The 17,497-nt window shown below is 41.2% G+C and carries 20 protein-coding genes and 1 riboswitch; of the genes, 3 read left to right on the top strand and 17 right to left on the bottom strand.

Annotation, left to right across the window (positions count from 1 at the left end; genetic code table 11):
* Nucleotides 1–12: 12 nt before the first annotated feature.
* A riboswitch (SAM riboswitch) is annotated at nt 13–143 on the bottom strand.
* A gap of 430 nt (nt 144–573) precedes the next feature.
* On the top strand, nt 574–1,509 hold the full coding sequence (gene corA, locus PV403_RS02585; RefSeq protein ID WP_213532024.1) for a magnesium/cobalt transporter CorA: 936 nt from the start codon (nt 574–576) through the stop codon (nt 1,507–1,509).
* Nucleotides 1,510–1,685: 176 nt separating this feature from the next.
* On the opposite strand, the gene PV403_RS02580 is transcribed toward corA, so the two are convergent.
* The 17 genes from PV403_RS02580 to PV403_RS02500 form a co-directional block, all read right to left on the bottom strand.
* The gene (locus PV403_RS02580; protein WP_332083511.1) at nt 1,686–2,690 is read right to left on the bottom strand and encodes an HRDC domain-containing protein; all 1,005 of its coding nucleotides are present in this window, start codon (nt 2,688–2,690) and stop codon (nt 1,686–1,688) included.
* Nucleotides 2,691–2,850: 160 nt separating this feature from the next.
* A complete protein-coding gene (locus PV403_RS02575) occupies nt 2,851–3,732 on the bottom strand; it encodes an ROK family protein (protein ID WP_332083510.1) in 882 nt (293 codons plus the stop codon).
* Nucleotides 3,733–3,754: 22 nt separating this feature from the next.
* Nucleotides 3,755–4,426: an MOSC domain-containing protein gene (locus PV403_RS02570; protein ID WP_332083509.1), complete on the bottom strand. Its 672-nt coding sequence runs from the start codon at nt 4,424–4,426 to the stop codon at nt 3,755–3,757.
* A 163-nt stretch (nt 4,427–4,589) separates the two neighbouring features.
* A complete protein-coding gene (locus PV403_RS02565) occupies nt 4,590–5,489 on the bottom strand; it encodes a 5'-3' exonuclease (RefSeq protein WP_332083508.1) in 900 nt (299 codons plus the stop codon).
* Between the two features lie 132 nt (nt 5,490–5,621).
* Nucleotides 5,622–5,981, bottom strand: a complete 360-nt coding sequence (locus PV403_RS02560; RefSeq protein ID WP_332083507.1) for an arsenate reductase family protein — start codon at nt 5,979–5,981, stop codon at nt 5,622–5,624.
* A gap of 46 nt (nt 5,982–6,027) precedes the next feature.
* Nucleotides 6,028–6,987 carry an RluA family pseudouridine synthase gene (locus PV403_RS02555; protein ID WP_332083506.1) on the bottom strand — a complete coding sequence of 320 codons (960 nt, stop codon included), beginning with the start codon at nt 6,985–6,987 and terminating at the stop codon, nt 6,028–6,030.
* On the bottom strand, nt 6,984–7,553 hold the full coding sequence (locus PV403_RS02550; RefSeq protein WP_332083505.1) for a cob(I)yrinic acid a,c-diamide adenosyltransferase: 570 nt from the start codon (nt 7,551–7,553) through the stop codon (nt 6,984–6,986). Before PV403_RS02550 ends, PV403_RS02555 begins: the two co-directional genes overlap by 4 nt.
* A gap of 12 nt (nt 7,554–7,565) precedes the next feature.
* Nucleotides 7,566–8,108, bottom strand: coding sequence for a bifunctional adenosylcobinamide kinase/adenosylcobinamide-phosphate guanylyltransferase (locus PV403_RS02545; RefSeq protein ID WP_332083504.1), 543 nt, complete (start codon nt 8,106–8,108; stop codon nt 7,566–7,568).
* 49 nt (nt 8,109–8,157) lie between these two features.
* Nucleotides 8,158–8,724 carry a hypothetical protein gene (locus PV403_RS02540; RefSeq protein ID WP_332083503.1) on the bottom strand — a complete coding sequence of 189 codons (567 nt, stop codon included), beginning with the start codon at nt 8,722–8,724 and terminating at the stop codon, nt 8,158–8,160.
* Between the two features lie 107 nt (nt 8,725–8,831).
* Nucleotides 8,832–9,017 (bottom strand): aspartyl-phosphate phosphatase Spo0E family protein, encoded by a 186-nt coding sequence (locus PV403_RS02535; protein ID WP_374705797.1) that lies wholly within the window; start codon nt 9,015–9,017, stop codon nt 8,832–8,834.
* A 233-nt stretch (nt 9,018–9,250) separates the two neighbouring features.
* Entirely contained in the window at nt 9,251–10,471 is a 1,221-nt protein-coding gene (locus PV403_RS02530) for an aminotransferase class I/II-fold pyridoxal phosphate-dependent enzyme (protein WP_332083502.1), read from the bottom strand.
* 15 nt (nt 10,472–10,486) lie between these two features.
* On the bottom strand, nt 10,487–10,987 hold the full coding sequence (locus PV403_RS02525) for an Lrp/AsnC family transcriptional regulator (protein ID WP_160032851.1): 501 nt from the start codon (nt 10,985–10,987) through the stop codon (nt 10,487–10,489).
* 168 nt (nt 10,988–11,155) lie between these two features.
* The gene (locus PV403_RS02520; protein WP_332083500.1) at nt 11,156–11,554 is read right to left on the bottom strand and encodes a spore coat protein; all 399 of its coding nucleotides are present in this window, start codon (nt 11,552–11,554) and stop codon (nt 11,156–11,158) included.
* Nucleotides 11,555–11,597: 43 nt separating this feature from the next.
* Nucleotides 11,598–11,834, bottom strand: coding sequence for a spore coat protein (locus PV403_RS02515; protein WP_332083499.1), 237 nt, complete (start codon nt 11,832–11,834; stop codon nt 11,598–11,600).
* A 76-nt stretch (nt 11,835–11,910) separates the two neighbouring features.
* Nucleotides 11,911–13,104: an MFS transporter gene (locus PV403_RS02510; protein ID WP_332083498.1), complete on the bottom strand. Its 1,194-nt coding sequence runs from the start codon at nt 13,102–13,104 to the stop codon at nt 11,911–11,913.
* A gap of 177 nt (nt 13,105–13,281) precedes the next feature.
* Entirely contained in the window at nt 13,282–13,905 is a 624-nt protein-coding gene (locus PV403_RS02505; protein ID WP_213532013.1) for a hypothetical protein, read from the bottom strand.
* A 150-nt stretch (nt 13,906–14,055) separates the two neighbouring features.
* Nucleotides 14,056–16,413 carry an endonuclease MutS2 gene (locus PV403_RS02500; protein ID WP_332083497.1) on the bottom strand — a complete coding sequence of 786 codons (2,358 nt, stop codon included), beginning with the start codon at nt 16,411–16,413 and terminating at the stop codon, nt 14,056–14,058.
* Between the two features lie 155 nt (nt 16,414–16,568).
* Here PV403_RS02500 and PV403_RS02495 point away from each other — a divergent pair, with 155 nt between their 5' ends.
* Together PV403_RS02495 and PV403_RS02490 are read left to right on the top strand one after the other, a co-directional pair.
* Complete coding sequence (locus PV403_RS02495) at nt 16,569–16,919, top strand: phage holin family protein (RefSeq protein WP_213532011.1); 351 nt, start codon at nt 16,569–16,571, stop codon at nt 16,917–16,919.
* Between the two features lie 169 nt (nt 16,920–17,088).
* Nucleotides 17,089–17,472: a cytochrome C oxidase subunit II gene (locus PV403_RS02490; RefSeq protein ID WP_213532010.1), complete on the top strand. Its 384-nt coding sequence runs from the start codon at nt 17,089–17,091 to the stop codon at nt 17,470–17,472.
* Nucleotides 17,473–17,497 lie beyond the last annotated feature (25 nt).

Here is a 17,497-nt window from a genome sequence, read left to right as displayed (position 1 = left end):
GGTAATGCTCCTCTCTCATCTCTCAATTCAAGTTATAGTCCACAATCGGCATATAACTTAAATAGCAAGAATTAGCACCGTGCGATCGCTCGCCGGTTGCTGTGGCTTCTAAGGGCCAGTCCCTCCACCACTCTTGATAAGATTTCGCTGTATTCAATTTTACAATAAAGAACAATTCACTAATTGTTACCATTACTCTATAGCAAGAGGTATGTTTCCGTCAAGAACTGGATTTATAACGTTACTTAAAAAACAAGTCACCACTATGAAAATCCGGACATAAGATATGTCATAAACATTTTATCTTGATTGCTGAAATATAGCACGTTATACTAAGAATCAGTGTCAATTTAAACATAATGGGGTGACAAAAATGGACGGCGACCCGAGGCCTGACTGGCAGCCGAATGATTATAACAGCATAGGATGTACCATCAGCTTGCCGGCTAACGGGACGCGTAATTTCTGATGTTTGCCCTCTTTGTACCTTTTGTCGGCACTGATGTTCACATTCCTTAGTTATTCAGCTTGTCCCGCTTAAATTCCGGGAGTTTACTTAAGGAGTGGTTCAAAATGAAGATTAGATATGTTAACCAAGGAGTTTTCACTTCGCTTGATCATATTGAAGATACACTGACTCCACCTGAAGAAGGCTTTTATTGGATCGATGCGGATGTAGACGATCTCGCCATTCTTCAACCTATATTTCACATGCATGATCTTGCTGTAGAAGACTGTCTGAGTGATGAAGAGCAGCGTCCGAAGCTTGAAATCTATGAAAGTCATTATTTTATCGTTGTGAATAGTATCCGTTTTGATGACGAGGAAATATTTTTACGTGCGGTCAACGTTTTCCTCGGTAGACATTATATTATTACGGTAACGAAGCAGAAAGTAAATGAACTGCGAACACTGAAACCGATCCTCTGGGAGCAGGAAGTAAATTCGCCCGATCGTTTCTTATACCTGCTTATTGATTCCATTGTAGATAACTATTTCACAGTAGGTGACCGGCTCGAAGCAAGAATTGAAAAACTCGAAGAAGATATTTTAATGCATACCAAGAAAAGTCATCTGAATGAAATTATAGGTCTCAGAAGTGAGATTTTATGGCTCAAGAAGGGGCTTGGTCCTCAAAAAGAAGTCATTAATACACTTAATAAAAAGGATCTGCGTCTCATTGATGATCAATTGCAAAAATACTTTAGTGATATCTATGAGAATGCGGTAAAAATATCAGAAACATTTGATACTTATCGGGATTTGATGGGTAACTTACGAGAAGCTTATCAGTCCAGTATTTCCAACCGGGCCAATGAGATCATGCGTGTGTTTACGGCCATAACTACCGTATTTATGCCACTGACACTGATTACCGGGATCTATGGAATGAATTTCAAGAATATGCCTGAGCTAGATTATAAATATTCATATTTTATAGTCATTGGGATTATAGCAGCGCTTGGGATCACGATGTACCTTATTTTCCGTAAAAAAGATTGGATTTAGAGATTTTTAGTGAGTGTATTTTCACTAGATCTTCATTTAATCTTCATGGAAATATCATATATAACAAGGTTCCTTCATTTATATGGAGGAACCTTTGCTATATAATCCACCCTGCTTATTCATATCATAGACTGAGTTATATCCAGAAGTTATTATGTATTGTGGCCTTCCTCCTTTTATCCAACCTGTTTGCTTGTTTCGGTCTGTCTTCGGTAACGAATACGAACCATACGCAGCCGCTCATACAATTGATCAAGTGGTCCCGCTCCTGCAGGATCTTCCCCATACACTCGGTGTAATATGGGTTTTAAAAAGCTTGTTCCAAGCTCATCATAAGCATTCCAGATCAGCTCTTGCTCATCATCGGTCATCCATGTCAGTTCTTTTGCGATCAGCATCTCTGTATCATAGCCACTCTTTTCAAGTTCTTCCAGAAAATCAACTAGTTCTCTGCGGTTCAGACCTGTAGAAGCACTGAGATCATCAAGAGACTGACCATCTGCTATACCTGTTAGAACTGATTTCTTCAGATTGAATTTTTCCAGCTCCTGTTTATACTTTTGCTCTTTTTGCCTATAATTCCATGACTCATATTCTTCTTCCGTGAGCTCTGTAACTACCCAATTTAGTGGGAAACCATGTTCTCTCGTTTCTTTTGTGGTGATTTCCAGCAACTCCTGGCCATATTCGGCCAACTTATTCTCGCCTACACCAGGTAATTCCCGCAATTCTTCCAAAGTATGAGGCACAAAGGTGCTAATCATCCGAAGCAATCGATTACTCGCGATAAAATAAGGCGCTTTGCGCTCCGTTGATGCTTTCTTTCTCCGCCAGATACATAAAGCTTGATATAATTCTTCACGACTATAAAGTTCGCTATAACATTGCAGTTTCTGCGTATGCTGATTACGCTGTTTCACCTCTTCGGTTTCATGAAATATACCCTCAATAAGCGGCCTGTAGCCTTCACTCATCTTGATTGCCAGCTGAAAACGATAGATATGCATCATCTCATTCCAAGAACCGCCCTCATACCAAATATCGACCAGTTCTTCCCCCGAATTCATACTGCTCCAGCCAAGCTGCCACAAGTCTTCTTCTTCCCCTATCCATAATTGTGCATACTTTGCCCCGCTTTGCTCTGATGTTACAGATAATTGATTCATAAATACAATGTTCATTTTCTTGCCAGCCTCCTCTCAAAATCAGGCAGTACAAAAGTAACACGCAAAAAAGCACCTCTCTCACATATCCATGTGAGAGAGGTGCTTCCTCATGTAACTCCGCGCTGTTCTGTTACCAAATACTATACCATAAATGTAAATAATTTCAATGTTAATTTTATTGTTCTTCTAAAGCCAGCTTGGCAAGAGCGAGTGAACCGCAAATACCAGCATTGTCTCCGAGTTCCGGATACACGACATACTGATCGATGTGCTCGGTAATACTCGAATGTTGTACATATCCTCCTAAGAGTGTCTTCAATTGGCGTCTGATCTCAGGGAACAATTGCTCCTGCTTCATTACACCGCCGCCCATAATAATCTTTTGCGGTGAAAGAATAAGTACATAATTGACCAAAGCTTGAGCCAAATAATAAGCTTCCATCTCCCAAGCAGGATGATCGGTCGGTAATTCCACACCAGCTTTTCCCCAGCGTTTAAGGATCGCAGGCCCGGCTGCCATCCCTTCAAGACAATCACCATGAAATGGACAGAAGCCTTCAAAGGTATCATTCGGATGGCGTCTTACACTGATATGTCCCATTTCTGGATGAGATAGACCATGAACGAGTTGTCCTCCTACAACCGCTCCTGCTCCGATTCCTGTACCGACAGTGATGTAAATACAGCTGTCTAATCCCTTTGCAGCGCCCCAAGTATACTCACCAAGTGCAGCCCCATTTACATCCGTATCGAAATTCATAGGTACATCAAAATGTTCTTTTAGCTTGCCAATCATGTCATAACCGCCCCAAAACGGTTTAGGTGTTGTTGTAATATGTCCATATGTAGGACTATTCTTAATCGGATCGATTGGCCCGAAGGAGCCTACACCAAGTGCATCGAATTTCTTGCCTTCAAAAAAAGCAATCACTTGGGCCATCGTTTCTTCAGGGGTTGTCGTCGGAAAACTAACTCTTTCAAAAATTTCACCCTGTTCATTACCGATCCCGCATACAAACTTTGTTCCACCAGCTTCAATAGCACCTAATACTCGCACATTAACACCCTTTCGAATCATTCTAGTTGAGTTTTCGCTTTTCCATTCTTTTTGTCAGTGTGGATTTCCAGCTCGCTGATAGAGAATCCACAGAAAGAAGCTTATGTATCGCATGAAAATCATCTTTATTCTGATGCATAATGTAGTTTGCTTCCATTACACTTACACTGTTAGCTGCTCGCGAACACAGAATAAGTTCACTCTCAGCTGATACATATCCTTCTTCTAGTACTCGAAAATAGTACCCTGTAATCCCAGTCGTTTGAAACTTCAATGGAAGTTCCTTAGCATTGTGTTTCACACCTAGTTTAAAACAAGGTTCGCGCGGCTGACTCACTTGTACTGTTGCTTCTCCAAGCTTCCATATATCCCCAATACATGTGTCCTGCTCACTGCAGCCGGATACCGTAATATTCTCGCCAAACGCGCCTGGCTGCAAGTTTTGTCCCAAAAAAGCTTCGTACGAAGGGTAAGCAAGATAGTCGAATACACACACGGCCTTATCTACGCCTCCATGGTGTATCAGATCGGCCTGTTCATCACGAGCAAACCCTGTTTTTGATAAATATATACGATCTGAAACAGGATGTTTATCGATGGCTGAATAAAATTCTTGCCTGCCGCTTTTCATCCGTTTCTTGGTTCCAACGTTTAGAGATACGATCCGATATGAAACTGACTCTATATCATTCAATGGTAACGCCTCCACTTTTTCTAGATACCAAGATGTTCTATCATCGCTTTATAAGGTTAGTATCCGGCTTTATCTAATCATCCCCCGAAATCGGTTTTAGGTCAATGCCTAAATACACAAAAAAAGATACGGAAATCAATCTTCCGTATCTTTTATTCTATCTCTAACTAATCGCAACCCCGATCAGTGAGCACAAACTTTTCATTTCAAGTTCTTCAAATTTCGCAATAACCTGATGATGATCTAAACTTAGAACACAACTTTCAAGAGAACAAGCAACGGGAACTTCCAAATGGATCTCAGCCAGTTTGCGAGATAGATGTAACATCTCCATGTCATTCTCAATCTTCTTGCGAATAGAAGGACTAAGTTCATCCAGATGTTCAAGAATCCCTTCAATGGATTCATACTCTTGAACAAGCTTCATCGCTGTTTTTTCACCAATCCCCCGAACGCCTGGATAATTATCACTTGCATCCCCCATAAGCCCCTTCATATCAATGATTTGACGAGGACGCAGCCCCTTCTCCTCATATAAGGAATCAGGAGTGTATACTTTATAATTACCATGCCCTTTTTTCATTATAATCACACTGGTACGATCGTTCACAAGCTGAAGAAGATCGTGATCTCCAGACAGAATCATCACATTCATACCAAGATCTTCGCTATATAAACGACTTAACGTACCAATACAATCGTCAGCTTCATAACCTGGAGCACTAATGTTTGGAATACCGAGACTTTCCATTACTTCTTGAATCATTGTAAACTGAGGAATTAAATCTTCCGGCGCTTCCGGACGATTTCCCTTATATGCCGCATAATGCTCGCCTCGGAAAGTTCCTCCACCTAAATCCCAGCAACATACCACATGTGTCGGGTTAAACGTCTGAACTGCATCCCAGAAATAACGAATAAAGCCATAAACTGCATTTGTGGCCAGCCCATCCTTCGTACGACGAATATACCCGCCTGCAGCTGTAGCAAAATACGCGCGAAATAAGACGGCCATACCGTCGACGATCAGTACCGATTGTTGTTCTTTTGTTTCATTACTCACTTATGATAACGCTCCTGTTCTATTCCATACCTATATTTATAATACCTGTATTATAGCACAGGCTACACTAGGTTTGGGGATAAAACAATGGAAAGCATACCAAAGTCACGCTTCTAAAAAAGGAAGATCAGGTCAACCCCATGTTTCTTGAAATTGTTCTTCTTTGAAACCAACGGTTACCTTGCTTCCGTCCGTCACAATCGGGCGTTTAATCAGTCTGCCATTAGAGGACAACAGATTGAGTTGCTCTTCTCTACTCATTTCTTTCAACTTGTCCTTAAGATTCATTTCTTTATAAACTTCTCCACTTGTATTGAAAAACTTTTTCAGCTCCAGTCCACTGTTCTCAATAAGTGATGCTAATTCATCTACCGTAGGCGGTTTTTCAAAAATCGGAATTTGTGTTAGCTCATGTCCAGCTGCCTCCAGCCATTTTACTGCTTTACGGCAAGTGCCGCATTTCGCATATTGATATACGGTTAATTGACTCATATACTACGGTCCTCCTGAATTTATAGCTGTTTTGTTATTATCTTTGTTAACCTTGCAATTGTTCAAGTTGTGCTTTTAACTGTGCCATATCTGCTGGTAAAGCCGCAGTAAACGTCACTCTTTCCCCTGAAAGCGGGTGAGTTAAAGAAAGCTTGCTGGCATGTAAAGCCTGTCTATTTATCCATGTATCCGTTAGTATTGCCTGTTCTCGGTTAAATTCCACATGTGTAAGCTGATCGGCACCATAAAAGGTATCTCCGATTAGCGGACAACCGATCGAACTCATATGCACCCTGATTTGATGGGTTCGTCCACTCTCGAGCTTTATGTGCACCATGCTGCCATGTGGATAACGTTCCACTATATGATACAATGTGCGAGCTGGATAACCATCCGGTGTAACGATCCGGCGATGCGGCTCTAGTGGATCTCGGTCAATAGGTCCATCAATAATACCTTCTGCGGGTTCAGGATATCCATGCACAATCGCCGTATAATACTTATCTACCGTTCCCTGTATCATTTGCTCGGAAATATGCTGATGCACGTATGGATTCTTAGCTATACACAAAACTCCTGACGTGTCTTGATCCAGCCTGTGGACAGGTCTAAAACGCACCAGTTCACCTTTTTCCTGCCAGTAATGTACCACTCCATTGGCAAGTGTACCCGTATAGTGACCACTGGTTGGATGTACAATGAGTCCAGCAGGTTTATTCACAATGAGCAGGTGCTCATCTTCATATATGATGTCAAAAGGAATAGGCTCCGGTAAAATATCTTCCGAAGTCTCTTTTTCCATTCGAAGTTCGATTCGGTCTCCGCCCTTTACTTTCTCACTGATATAGACGCGCTGACCATTTAATTGAATTCCACATTCGGTCATTTTCACTCTGGACATTAACTTGCGGGAAACTCCTAATCTTTTTTGCAAAATCGTTTTTAGAAGCATCCCTTCATCTTCTGGAAGAACAACATATACAATTGGATCATAGTAAGACATCATTTGCTACGAAACACCTTTTTGCTGCGAAGATATTCTACATCAGGAACTCCGGAACGAACATTTGCCGTACGGGCGATAACAAAAAAGTAATCCGACAGACGATTCATATACAACCTGACGCTAGGATTAATTTCAGTGTGAGACCCAAGCGTTACGACCCGGCGTTCTGCTCTCCGGCTTACAGTACGGCACACATGAAGTGCGGAAGATAAGGCACATCCTCCCGGAATAATGAAACGTTCAATTTGTGGATTTTCAGCTTGATGAAGATCGATCCACTGCTCTAAACGTTCTGCCATATCACTAGACACTTTATAATTCCCTTCCTCCAATTTGACAAAAGCAAGATCAGATCCGCAATCGAATAACTCCTGCTGGATTATCTCCAGTTCTTCTTTCAAATCCGCAAACTTCTCTTCGTTCGTTATGAAACTAATGGCTTGACCGACAAAACTATTTAGTTCATCAATCGTGCCATAAGCCTCGACCCGGTCATCGTCTTTTGGTACTCTTGCTCCGATTACCGAAGTCTGGCCTTTATCACCTGATTTAGTATATATCTTCATTATTCCCTCCACTTAATATCTAATTTTGTTCCTGCTGATCTCGCTTGCAATGCCTGAAGTGAGCTGAAACACCTGGTCGCTTCTGACTGCAATCATACGATTCATCTCAGCCATTGAAGAAATGAATTGTTTTTCCTCCTCAGAAGGATGAAAACTCCCCTGCATTTCGTTAGTAATAATTAGAAGTAATCCCTGATAAGAAAAAACAACTTCCTTTAATTGCTCCAACCTTGCTATAATACGAGCTTGATCCGCACTATTCCAACAGTTTTTCCATTCACTAATCATCCAGCTGGTCAAACTATCAATAACAACAATTCGACGATCCGCACGGAACAAGTTAGATTCCCTGTTGATGTGATCAAGTGTATCCGGAAGTGACTGGCGAGAAGAGATATGTACTCTGCGCAGTTTGGACGGGGCTCTCATTTTTTCAGGCAAAGGTTTTGCATCTTCATCTGTAATATAAATGCCTTCCCGTGCAAGTGTTGAGGCATAGGATAGTGCAAACTGAGTTTTACCGCTGCTTACTCCCCCTGTTACCATAATGAGCATCCCTCGGCCCCCCTCCTACTGGTATATCACTTTGTCCGTTCATTATAAATTAATTTAATTCCGTCATAAACTTAAGAACTTCTTTTGCTAATGCGATATCAGATGTAGAGACCGGGATGGTTGCGAACAGATTTTTTGCTGGATAATTCAACTCTTGGAATATCTTCATTTCATCAAGTGGAATTCCAAACAAATGATCACCCGTCACCATATCTTTAGACATATCTCCATTTTCGTCAATCTCATATGTACCGCCCTCAAAAAAACCACGACTATAGGTTTCTGGGTTAAATGTATCTTCAAGTTCAATATGTGATCCTTGACTGCCATACGCTTTCATATCATTTTCGGGCATAATCATCAGATCATTCGCTTTTCCAACGTACTCAAGCAGAAGTTTTTGTTGATTATAGATCGGACTCGAAATGACTTCTATCTTTATTCTGTCCCCAAACTTTTCTTGTAACTTAGATTGAAGTTCCTCTTCAATACCGGCAATACTGCCTTGATCATCTGTCATAAAAATCTGGAACGCCGTATCTTCCTCTTTGCCGCATGCCGTAAGTATTACCATGAATAATAATGCAACTAGAGCCCATCTGCTTCTGTTAGCCACTTTAATGATTCCTCCTTTTTCCCTTATTTCACATCATATCACAATACTGCTTCACAAAAAAAGAAGACCCTCAAAAGGGTCTTCTCCTGTAAAATGAGCTCACGCTTTTATGCTTTCTTAGGATAGGTCTTCATATATTCATTGATCTTTAAATCAAGCAAGCTGCTGATTTCGATCACTATGTCTGAAGTAAAAGACTTCTCTTCTAAAAAGATTCTTTCCATCTTGCTGCGCAGGATATGGATTTCATCTTCCAAGGAAAGATTGCGTGATGATGCTTTCTCCGAGTTTATAAGCCAAGAGGTGCTGCTATCGCTATCCACAGCATATTGACCTCGGTATGTCGGCAAATCATAATCGGCACAAAACAAGGTAAATCCCTCCCTAGAAATCTATATCCTTACAGATTATAGCATAAAAACGAATAAACCCAAGTACCAATTGTTACAATTTACGGAAATTGTTGAATTGTTTACATTTTGGTTTTATTTATACCAGCTGCTCAGGAAATGATCGGATTATATTTTTATTTACCCACTTGTTCGAGTTTATAAACAAAATTTCCGATTCTTTCTAAAGCTTCGTTTAATTGAGCAAGAGAAGTCGCATATGAGCACCGTAAATAGCCTTCTCCACCAGAACCAAAAACCCCGCCTGGAACCGTTGCAACTTTGCCTTCCGTTAATAACCTGTGGGCAAACTCTTCTGAAGTAAGACCCGTTTTGCGTATACTTGGAAATGCATAGAATGCACCTTGAGGTTCATGGCAATCCAGTCCAATGTCCCGAAATCCTTGAACAATTAATCGGCGGCGCTGATTGTAGGACTCGACCATCCGATCCTTTTCCTCTATCCCATTACGCAAAGCTTCCAAAGCGGCAACTTGCCCCATAGACGGAGCACACATTACGGTATACTGGTGAATTTTAAGCATTGCTGAAATCAGATCAGAATTTCCGCACATGTAACCAATTCTCCAACCTGTCATTGCAAATGCTTTAGAGAACCCGCTTACCAGGATCGTTCTGTCTCTCATCCCAGGGATCGAAGGAAAACTTACATGCTTTTGATTATATGTAAGTTCCGCATAGATTTCATCCGAAATGACGATAAGATCATGCTTCTCTACAATCTCAGCAATTGGCAGCCAATCTTCGTAAGTCATGGTTGCTCCTGTCGGATTGCTTGGATAACAGAGAATAAGCACTTTGGATTTAGGCGTGATTTTTGCTTCAAGAGCTTCCGGTGTCAGCTTAAAATTATTTTCTGCTACCGTTTCTACACCTACGGGGACGCCGCCGCCAAGTGCAATAATAGGCGAATAGGCTACATAACAAGGCTCAGGAACCAAAATTTCATCGCCCGCCACAATCAGTGCACGTAATGCCAGGTCAATCGCTTCACTTCCGCCTACCGTAACGAGAATTTCATCTTCAGGATCGTATGGAGTATGAAATCCCCGTTCAAGGTAATCACTGATCGCTTCTCGAAGTTCAATCATACCAGCGTTCGACGTATAGCTCGTAAACCCGCGTTCAAGCGAGTAAACAGAAGCTTCACGCATATGCCACGGTGTAATAAAATCAGGCTCCCCTACACCAAGAGAAATAATCCCTTTGTTAGGACCAACGAGGTCAAAAAACTTACGGATCCCTGACGGTGGTATTTGCTGAGCCCCTGGGTTTAGATACGAACTCATTGATTTTGAACCGGGTTTATTATCTTTTTTATCTTGGTTAACTATCATCTCTCATACTTCCTTTTATGGCGAAATAGGGAGCCGTTTATCTTCTTGATGTGGCTCAAAAATGATGCCGTCTTGTTTATATTTTTTAAGAATAAAGTTTGTCTTGGTCGACAATACAGAATCGATCGTTGAAAGTCTTTCAGATACAAAATTAGCGACTTCACGTAAATTGCGTCCTTCAATCTCAACCAGGAGGTCATACGCTCCTGACATGAGGTACACAGATTTTACTTGTGGATACAAATAAATACGCTCTGCAATTCCTTCAAAACCACGACCACGTTCCGGACTAATTTGAACTTCAATTAAGGCAGTTACTTTCTCATCATCGACTTTTTCCCAGTTCACAACTGTCGCGTACTTCACGATAACATTGTCTTTCTCAAGTTCCGATACCGCTTTCTTGATTTCTTCTTCCGAAGTCCCAAGTAAAGTAGCAAGGAGTGCCGGGGTTCTTCTCGCGTCTTCTTTTAACAAATTAAGTACTTTTAATTTCAAATCATTAAGTTCTATCATGCATTTCCCTCCAGAGTACATCTTCAGTAACGGGTCCGTGTTACGGGCCATGCAGTACCTTTTCGTTAAGCAGATTAAATATAATATGACATGAAATGAATATTACTGCAAATAAAAAAAACAACACCTCTTTGTTTGCGAGGTGCTGATTTCTTTTAAACATCGTTCCTATCTTACGTGTGGGTTGGAGGAATATTCACTTGTATTTAATGGCGATCGAAAAGGCTGACCAATTGGTGAGCCGGGTACCGCATTGATATTTTTTTGTTGTACAAATTGATCGCATTCCTGTTTTGTTTGATTCGCTGTCTGTATTTGTTTATCAATATCCGATTGGAGTGCCTTACCTGGAGCTGGGTACATATTGTTTTGTTGCATAACGTTATAAAGTTCGCCCTGCAATTGTAAAGTACTGTTCGTTAAATCAGTAAACATTTGGCGAACGGTTGGGCAATTGGATTCCGTGGTAGCCGTTGTGTATTCACGTACCGTTCTTTTTAAATCGGCTAAGATTGTATACGCCAAATCTGCATCAGGCATAAATGAACCAGTGGAAGATGAATTCATCTTTTTTCTGCCTCCCTCTCAATATTTAAATGGTTTTTATCTGTTAGTTAGATGGTTGTGTGGGTGCGAGCGGCTGATGTTGCTGCAGAGCGCCAATAAGCTGATCCGCATGCTGCTTATGCATTTGAATGTGCTGACTTAAAACTTGCTTCAGTTCTGGATTTTGAATACTTGATGCGGTCGCTGCACACTGTTTGGTCAATAAATCTTCATTCGATAAACAATCGGCAATGTACTCGAGTTCTTTCCCGGTGATCGGCTGCATTGATCCATTTTGCATAAATCTTACCTCCTTTAGGTTATGACTCTTCATTCTCGTTTGATAGCTTGCCCGTATTCAAGACCTTTATGTACAGCTAGATACGAACGAGCTTACGAAGAAACAACCAACTGAGAACCGGAGAAAAACCGAGGATGACCATGAGCCATGTCATTGTTTTGCTTGAATCATGGATAGATAGGACTAAGATAAAGATAAGAACTCCTGCAATTCTCCCTGCGGTTAGACAAATTTCACGCAATACGACAAGTTCGACTCTTTTTGACACCATTTCATCACTTGTGCCCATGAGATCAAATACAGAAGAGATCATCGGCAAAATATAAAACGGCATAAATAATGCTGATCCTATACCAACGATGAGCAAGGTGCTGTAATTAACAGACCATAATAAAGGCAGCGTAAGCAAAGAAAGCAATACAGCCCCTATCAAAGATCCATAGTAACGATGAGATGGTTTGTACCATTTTCCAACAAAATGATAACTGACAAGAGCCACTAAAGATGTATACAGATAGAATTGTCCTAATTTTACTTCTTGAGTTGTAGCGATATATACCAAGAGGTTTACTAAAAATGAAAACACGCCTTCTCTGATCCCTTGGAAAGCAAGAGCAGGAGCTGCATGACGCCACGGACTCGCTGTATTCTTTAGTTGGCGAAAAGGTTCTATCCAGTAGTAAGTCCCTTCTGTCTTTCTTTTTTTCAAAAAGAAGCTGACAATAACGCCTACTCCATAAACAACCATCGAAATCATAAATATGATTCTGTATCCTTGATTCGCCTTTGATAGCGAAATGACAAGACCTGATGCCCAGGGACCCACAATCCCTACTAGTGAGCCGATAAGCCCAACCCATCCATTAAACAAGTCACGGTTATCTCGACTGGTCACTTCAAAATAAACCACATTAAATGAGATCCAGAACAAACCAAGCGAAGTTCCGAGTAATAACCCTAATGGCCAAATATACGATACGGCCTCCTGATCAAGCCAAAGTACAAGAAGATAGAATACAGCAGATAATAAAATGCCGACTCTGATGACATTCATTTTGTTATGTTCTTTCACCCACTTTCCAGCCAGCCAAAAAGTAAGGACAAGCGCTATTTGCTGACTGATGGTGAACCAACCAATCATGGTGAAATCCTGACGGCTTTTCCATAGAAACACATTAATAAAGGTGCCCGATAAGGCACTCGCAAGGACAAACAAACCATTTACAAACAGAAGCAGCTTGGATTGCCCGTCAAGCATTGCCTTTTTCACTTCGTTTCCCTCCTTACGCTCTGCTGCCTTTAGGAAGCAGGACTACCATAAGTATCAAAACTAATATGTCCTCTCTTGACAAAAAACTTGTCTCGGTTTAACAATTTCATAAAATTGGAAACACAAAAAGGAACACACACCTTGAAGCGGTATGTGTTCCCTTATATAAAGTGTTATTTATTTACTTTGACTTAAGCGTTTCACCATACGTAGTCTATCCTCGGAGGCTAGACTTTGTGTCGTATGAAAACATGAAGGACAAACATAAATATTCAAACCAAATGGCGCTTCAAGCGGAGGCATCACGGATTGAATTTTTGTGAAGCTGTCTCTTGTTACCGTCTGTACACCGGTATGAAGCAAAAATTCACGGCAGTTTGGACATTCAGGTGCTTCCTCTTGTAAATCGAGAATAGACTGCACAGCATCAGAATATTTAGCCAAATCAACCCCAGATTCTTCATATTGATCAAGTACTCTGGCAGTAGGAAGAAGCGTATCTGTTTCATCCTCCCATAGTTGATCATAATCTTCTTCGGTTACTTCCGCAGCCGCTCTTTCTTTCAAAAGTTCCTCTTCCTCTGTAAGCGTCACGTTAACCGTACGATATCCTTCAAGATTCACTTTAGGAAGATCTTCTTTTTGGTTGTTGGTTTGTAACTCATCTGCAGTGGTTTCAGGTTCTTCTTGGTCTGGAATGGCTGATAGAGGATTATTGCAATAAGGGCATTCTTCTTCCGGACCCAGCTCCTCATCCCATACGATTTCTGTTTGACACCATGGACATACTGTTGTTTCCATTTCATTCATCCTTTCATACTATCCCATTTCATCTTAGCCCATTACCCGTTCATCATATACACGATTCCTGCTGCAAAAAAAATGATGGCAGCAGCAAACAAAATCCGGGTTAAATTTTTCATGAGATCCTCCTGTACTTATAGAACCTTCTTATTTCAGTTCAACAACGGTCACACCGGAACCGCCTTCTCCATAATTTCCAAGACGATAACTTTTGACATTTTTATGTTTTCTTAAATAATCCTGAATTCCTGTACGGAGTACTCCTGTTCCTTTACCGTGAATTAAGTACACTTGTCCTAAGTTAGATAAAAATGCTTCGTCAATAAAACGATCCGCTTCAATCAGTGCTTCCTCAAGATTCGCTCCTCGCAAATCAAGTTCAGACCGCACATTATCATCACGAGTCCGTTTCACCGCGGTAACATGGCGCTGGACCTGAGTCGATGCTTTTTGCGACGTTTCGATCAGTTCCAGATCGGAGACAGCTATTTTCATTTTCATAATGCCTATTTGAACAAGTGCCTCTTTGCCAGACAATTCAACCACATGGCCTTTTTGATTCAGACTGCTAACCTTCACTTCATCACCAAGGCCAATTTTTTTAGTTCCAGCTGCTTTCTTCACTTTTTTCTTACGTTCTGCCGGTTCTGCTTCTTCCAGCCCTTTACGAGCAGCAATCAACTTGTGCTCTTTGACAGAAGCACCTTCTTCAAGTGCCATTTTTCTAAGGTCTTGAATGATCTTTTCCGATTCTTGACGCGCTTTGGCTACGATCTCACGAGCTTCTTGCTCCGCCTTCGTTAACCATTTTTCACGTTGATCTTCCAGTTTTTTAATTTCATGTTCATGCTGACTTCGAAGCTGTTCAAGTTCTGCACGAATTTGCTGAGCTTTATCATGTTCCTGCTCGGCTTTAAGCCGGTTATCTTCAAGGGATGCGATCATGTTCTCAACACGCTGATCTTCTTCTTTCACTTCACCGCGTGCATAGTCGAGAATGTCAGATTGCAGACCCAAACGTTCAGCAATAGCAAACGCATTACTACGCCCAGGTACACCGATCAATAAGCGGTACGTGGGACTTAGTGACGCGACATCAAACTCCATGCTCGCATTAATAATTCCTTTTCGTTCGTATGCATACGCTTTTAGTTCACTATAGTGAGTCGTTGCAATCATACGACAACCTGTAGAGTGAATATGCTCAAGAATGGAGATCGCAAGCGCAGACCCTTCAGCAGGATCTGTCCCTGCACCCAGCTCATCCAAAAGCACCAAACTTTTCGGTGTCATCTGGGATAGAATGCGAATAATATTCGTCATATGGCTTGAAAACGTACTGAGACTTTGTTCAATACTTTGCTCATCACCAATATCAGCATAGATCGCATCAAAAACACATAGCTGACTTCCATCTTCAGCAGGAACAAATAACCCTGACATCGCCATAAGGCTGAGTAGACCAACCGTTTTAAGGGTAACCGTCTTACCACCTGTATTCGGTCCTGTCACAATGATCGAACTATATGAATTCCCAAGTTCAAGATCCGTTGGTACAACTTTATCCAGTGGGATTAAAGGATGACGCCCTTTTTTGATCTTCATAAACCCACGATCATTCATGATGGGCAGTGTTGCTTTCATTTCGCGGGCAACCCGTGCTTTCGCAAAAATGAAATCAAGGGTCCCCAACAATTCGACATCATCAATGAGCCACTCGGATTGTTCACCTACAAGAGCTGTCAATTTCTGCAAGATCACTTCGATTTCGCGTTCTTCTGCTAAACGTGTCTCTCTCAGCTTGTTGTTCATGGCAACGATGGATTCCGGTTCTATAAACAGAGTAGCCCCCGAACCTGATTGATCATGAACAATACCACCGAAGTGGGCACGATACTCCGCTTTTACAGGGATAACGAACCGATCACCGCGTATCGTGATCAGCTGGTCTTGTAACATTTTGGAAACCGTAGATGAACGAATCATAGAATCCAGTTTTTCTCTAATCCGTGATTCACCTGACCGAAGTTCTCTTCGAATTTGTGATAATGCGGAACTTGCAGAATCCAGCACCTCTGCTGTTTCATTGATACAAGATTTAATGGCATCTTCCAGCGGTTTTTGTTCTGAAAGCTGCTCGCTTAAAAATGACAACTTGCTGATTTCAATCTCATCTTCCATGCTGTGAAGGATTCGTTTAATCCTGCGTGCCGTATGAACGGTATTATGGATAGCAAGCAACTCATGAGGGTTCAGTGTTCCTCCGATCCGAGCTCTTTTCACAGCCGATGTAATATCGGTCACTCCAGTAAAAGAAGGAATCCCTTTTAAACGATCTACAGCCACAGCTTGGTCTGTACCTGTAAGCAATGATTTCACTTCTTCAAGATCAGATACAGGCATCAGATTTTCCGCTTTATGTTTACCTATCTCGGTTTGTGTGTATAGAGATATTGTATTTAAAATTTTACGGTATTCTAACGTATGCAAAATTTTCGAATCCAATGTGACAACTCCTCTCAGGCTCTATATTTCATTATAACGAATGAGCAGGACTTGTGCCATTTGAGAAATCAAATCTACACATAATTTGTGTCGATTTGCTACATAATAGGTTATGCATACCCAAGAATACATCAAATCTAAGGAGGATATATGATATGTCAATTTTAGGGGCAATTGTTCGTTTTATTGTGGCAGCAATTGTATTGTTGCTGGTAAGTTGGATCGTTCCTGGTTTCTCTGTACACGGTTTTGGCAGTGCACTTCTGTTAGCACTGATCATCGCACTACTCGGATGGGTGGTCGAAAGTATTTTCGGCAAGAGAGTATCTCCCTTTGGTCGGGGGATCGTGGGATTCCTAGTTAGTGCGCTTGTCATCTGGTTATCCCAATATATTGTAAGTAACGTATCCGCAAGTATTCTCGGTGCTCTTCTAGCAGCACTTGTGATTGGGATCATTGATATTTTTGTCCCAACTCCATTCGATGCTGCAAAAAAACATAAATAAATGAACATAACAGCAAAAAGATCTTCTTCTTTATGAAGGAGATCTTTTTGCTGTTTTTATTGTTGATATTATTCAAAAATATGACGTATTTGGAATGTACACCCCTAGAAGATCTACGGTATCATAATGATGTATGTACCTAAAATATTTTTATGGGAGGTTCTCACTCTTGAAAAAAGCAATCGTACTACTTCTAAGTGCAATGTTATTATTCGTACTTGCTGCATGCGGTCAAGACTCGAAATCAGGTTCAGACAGCGGAATTACGGAACCAGATGTGGCAGCAAGTGAAGAAATTACTATTAAAGCAACAAATTACGAATTCGATCAACCTGAATATCGTGTAAAAAAAGGAGTTCCCGTTCGTATTGTTTATGAAAACGTTGAAGGAAACCATGGAATTATTGTACCAGGACTCGGCGTGCAACTCGACACCAAACAGAGTTCTACTGTGATTACTCCTGAGGAGGCCGGCGAATTTGAAGTTGCCTGCTCCATTTTTTGCGGAAAAGGTCACTCGACAATGGTATCTAAAATCATTGTAGAAGAATAGCAACACAAAAGACCCTCATCCAAGG

The sequence above is a fragment of the Paenibacillus sp. GYB006 genome (assembly GCF_036577645.1).
Taxonomy (GTDB): Bacteria; Bacillota; Bacilli; order Paenibacillales; family Paenibacillaceae; genus Paenibacillus.
Note: the sequence above shows the minus strand (reverse complement) of the source record. Positions and strands in the feature narration are given on the sequence as shown.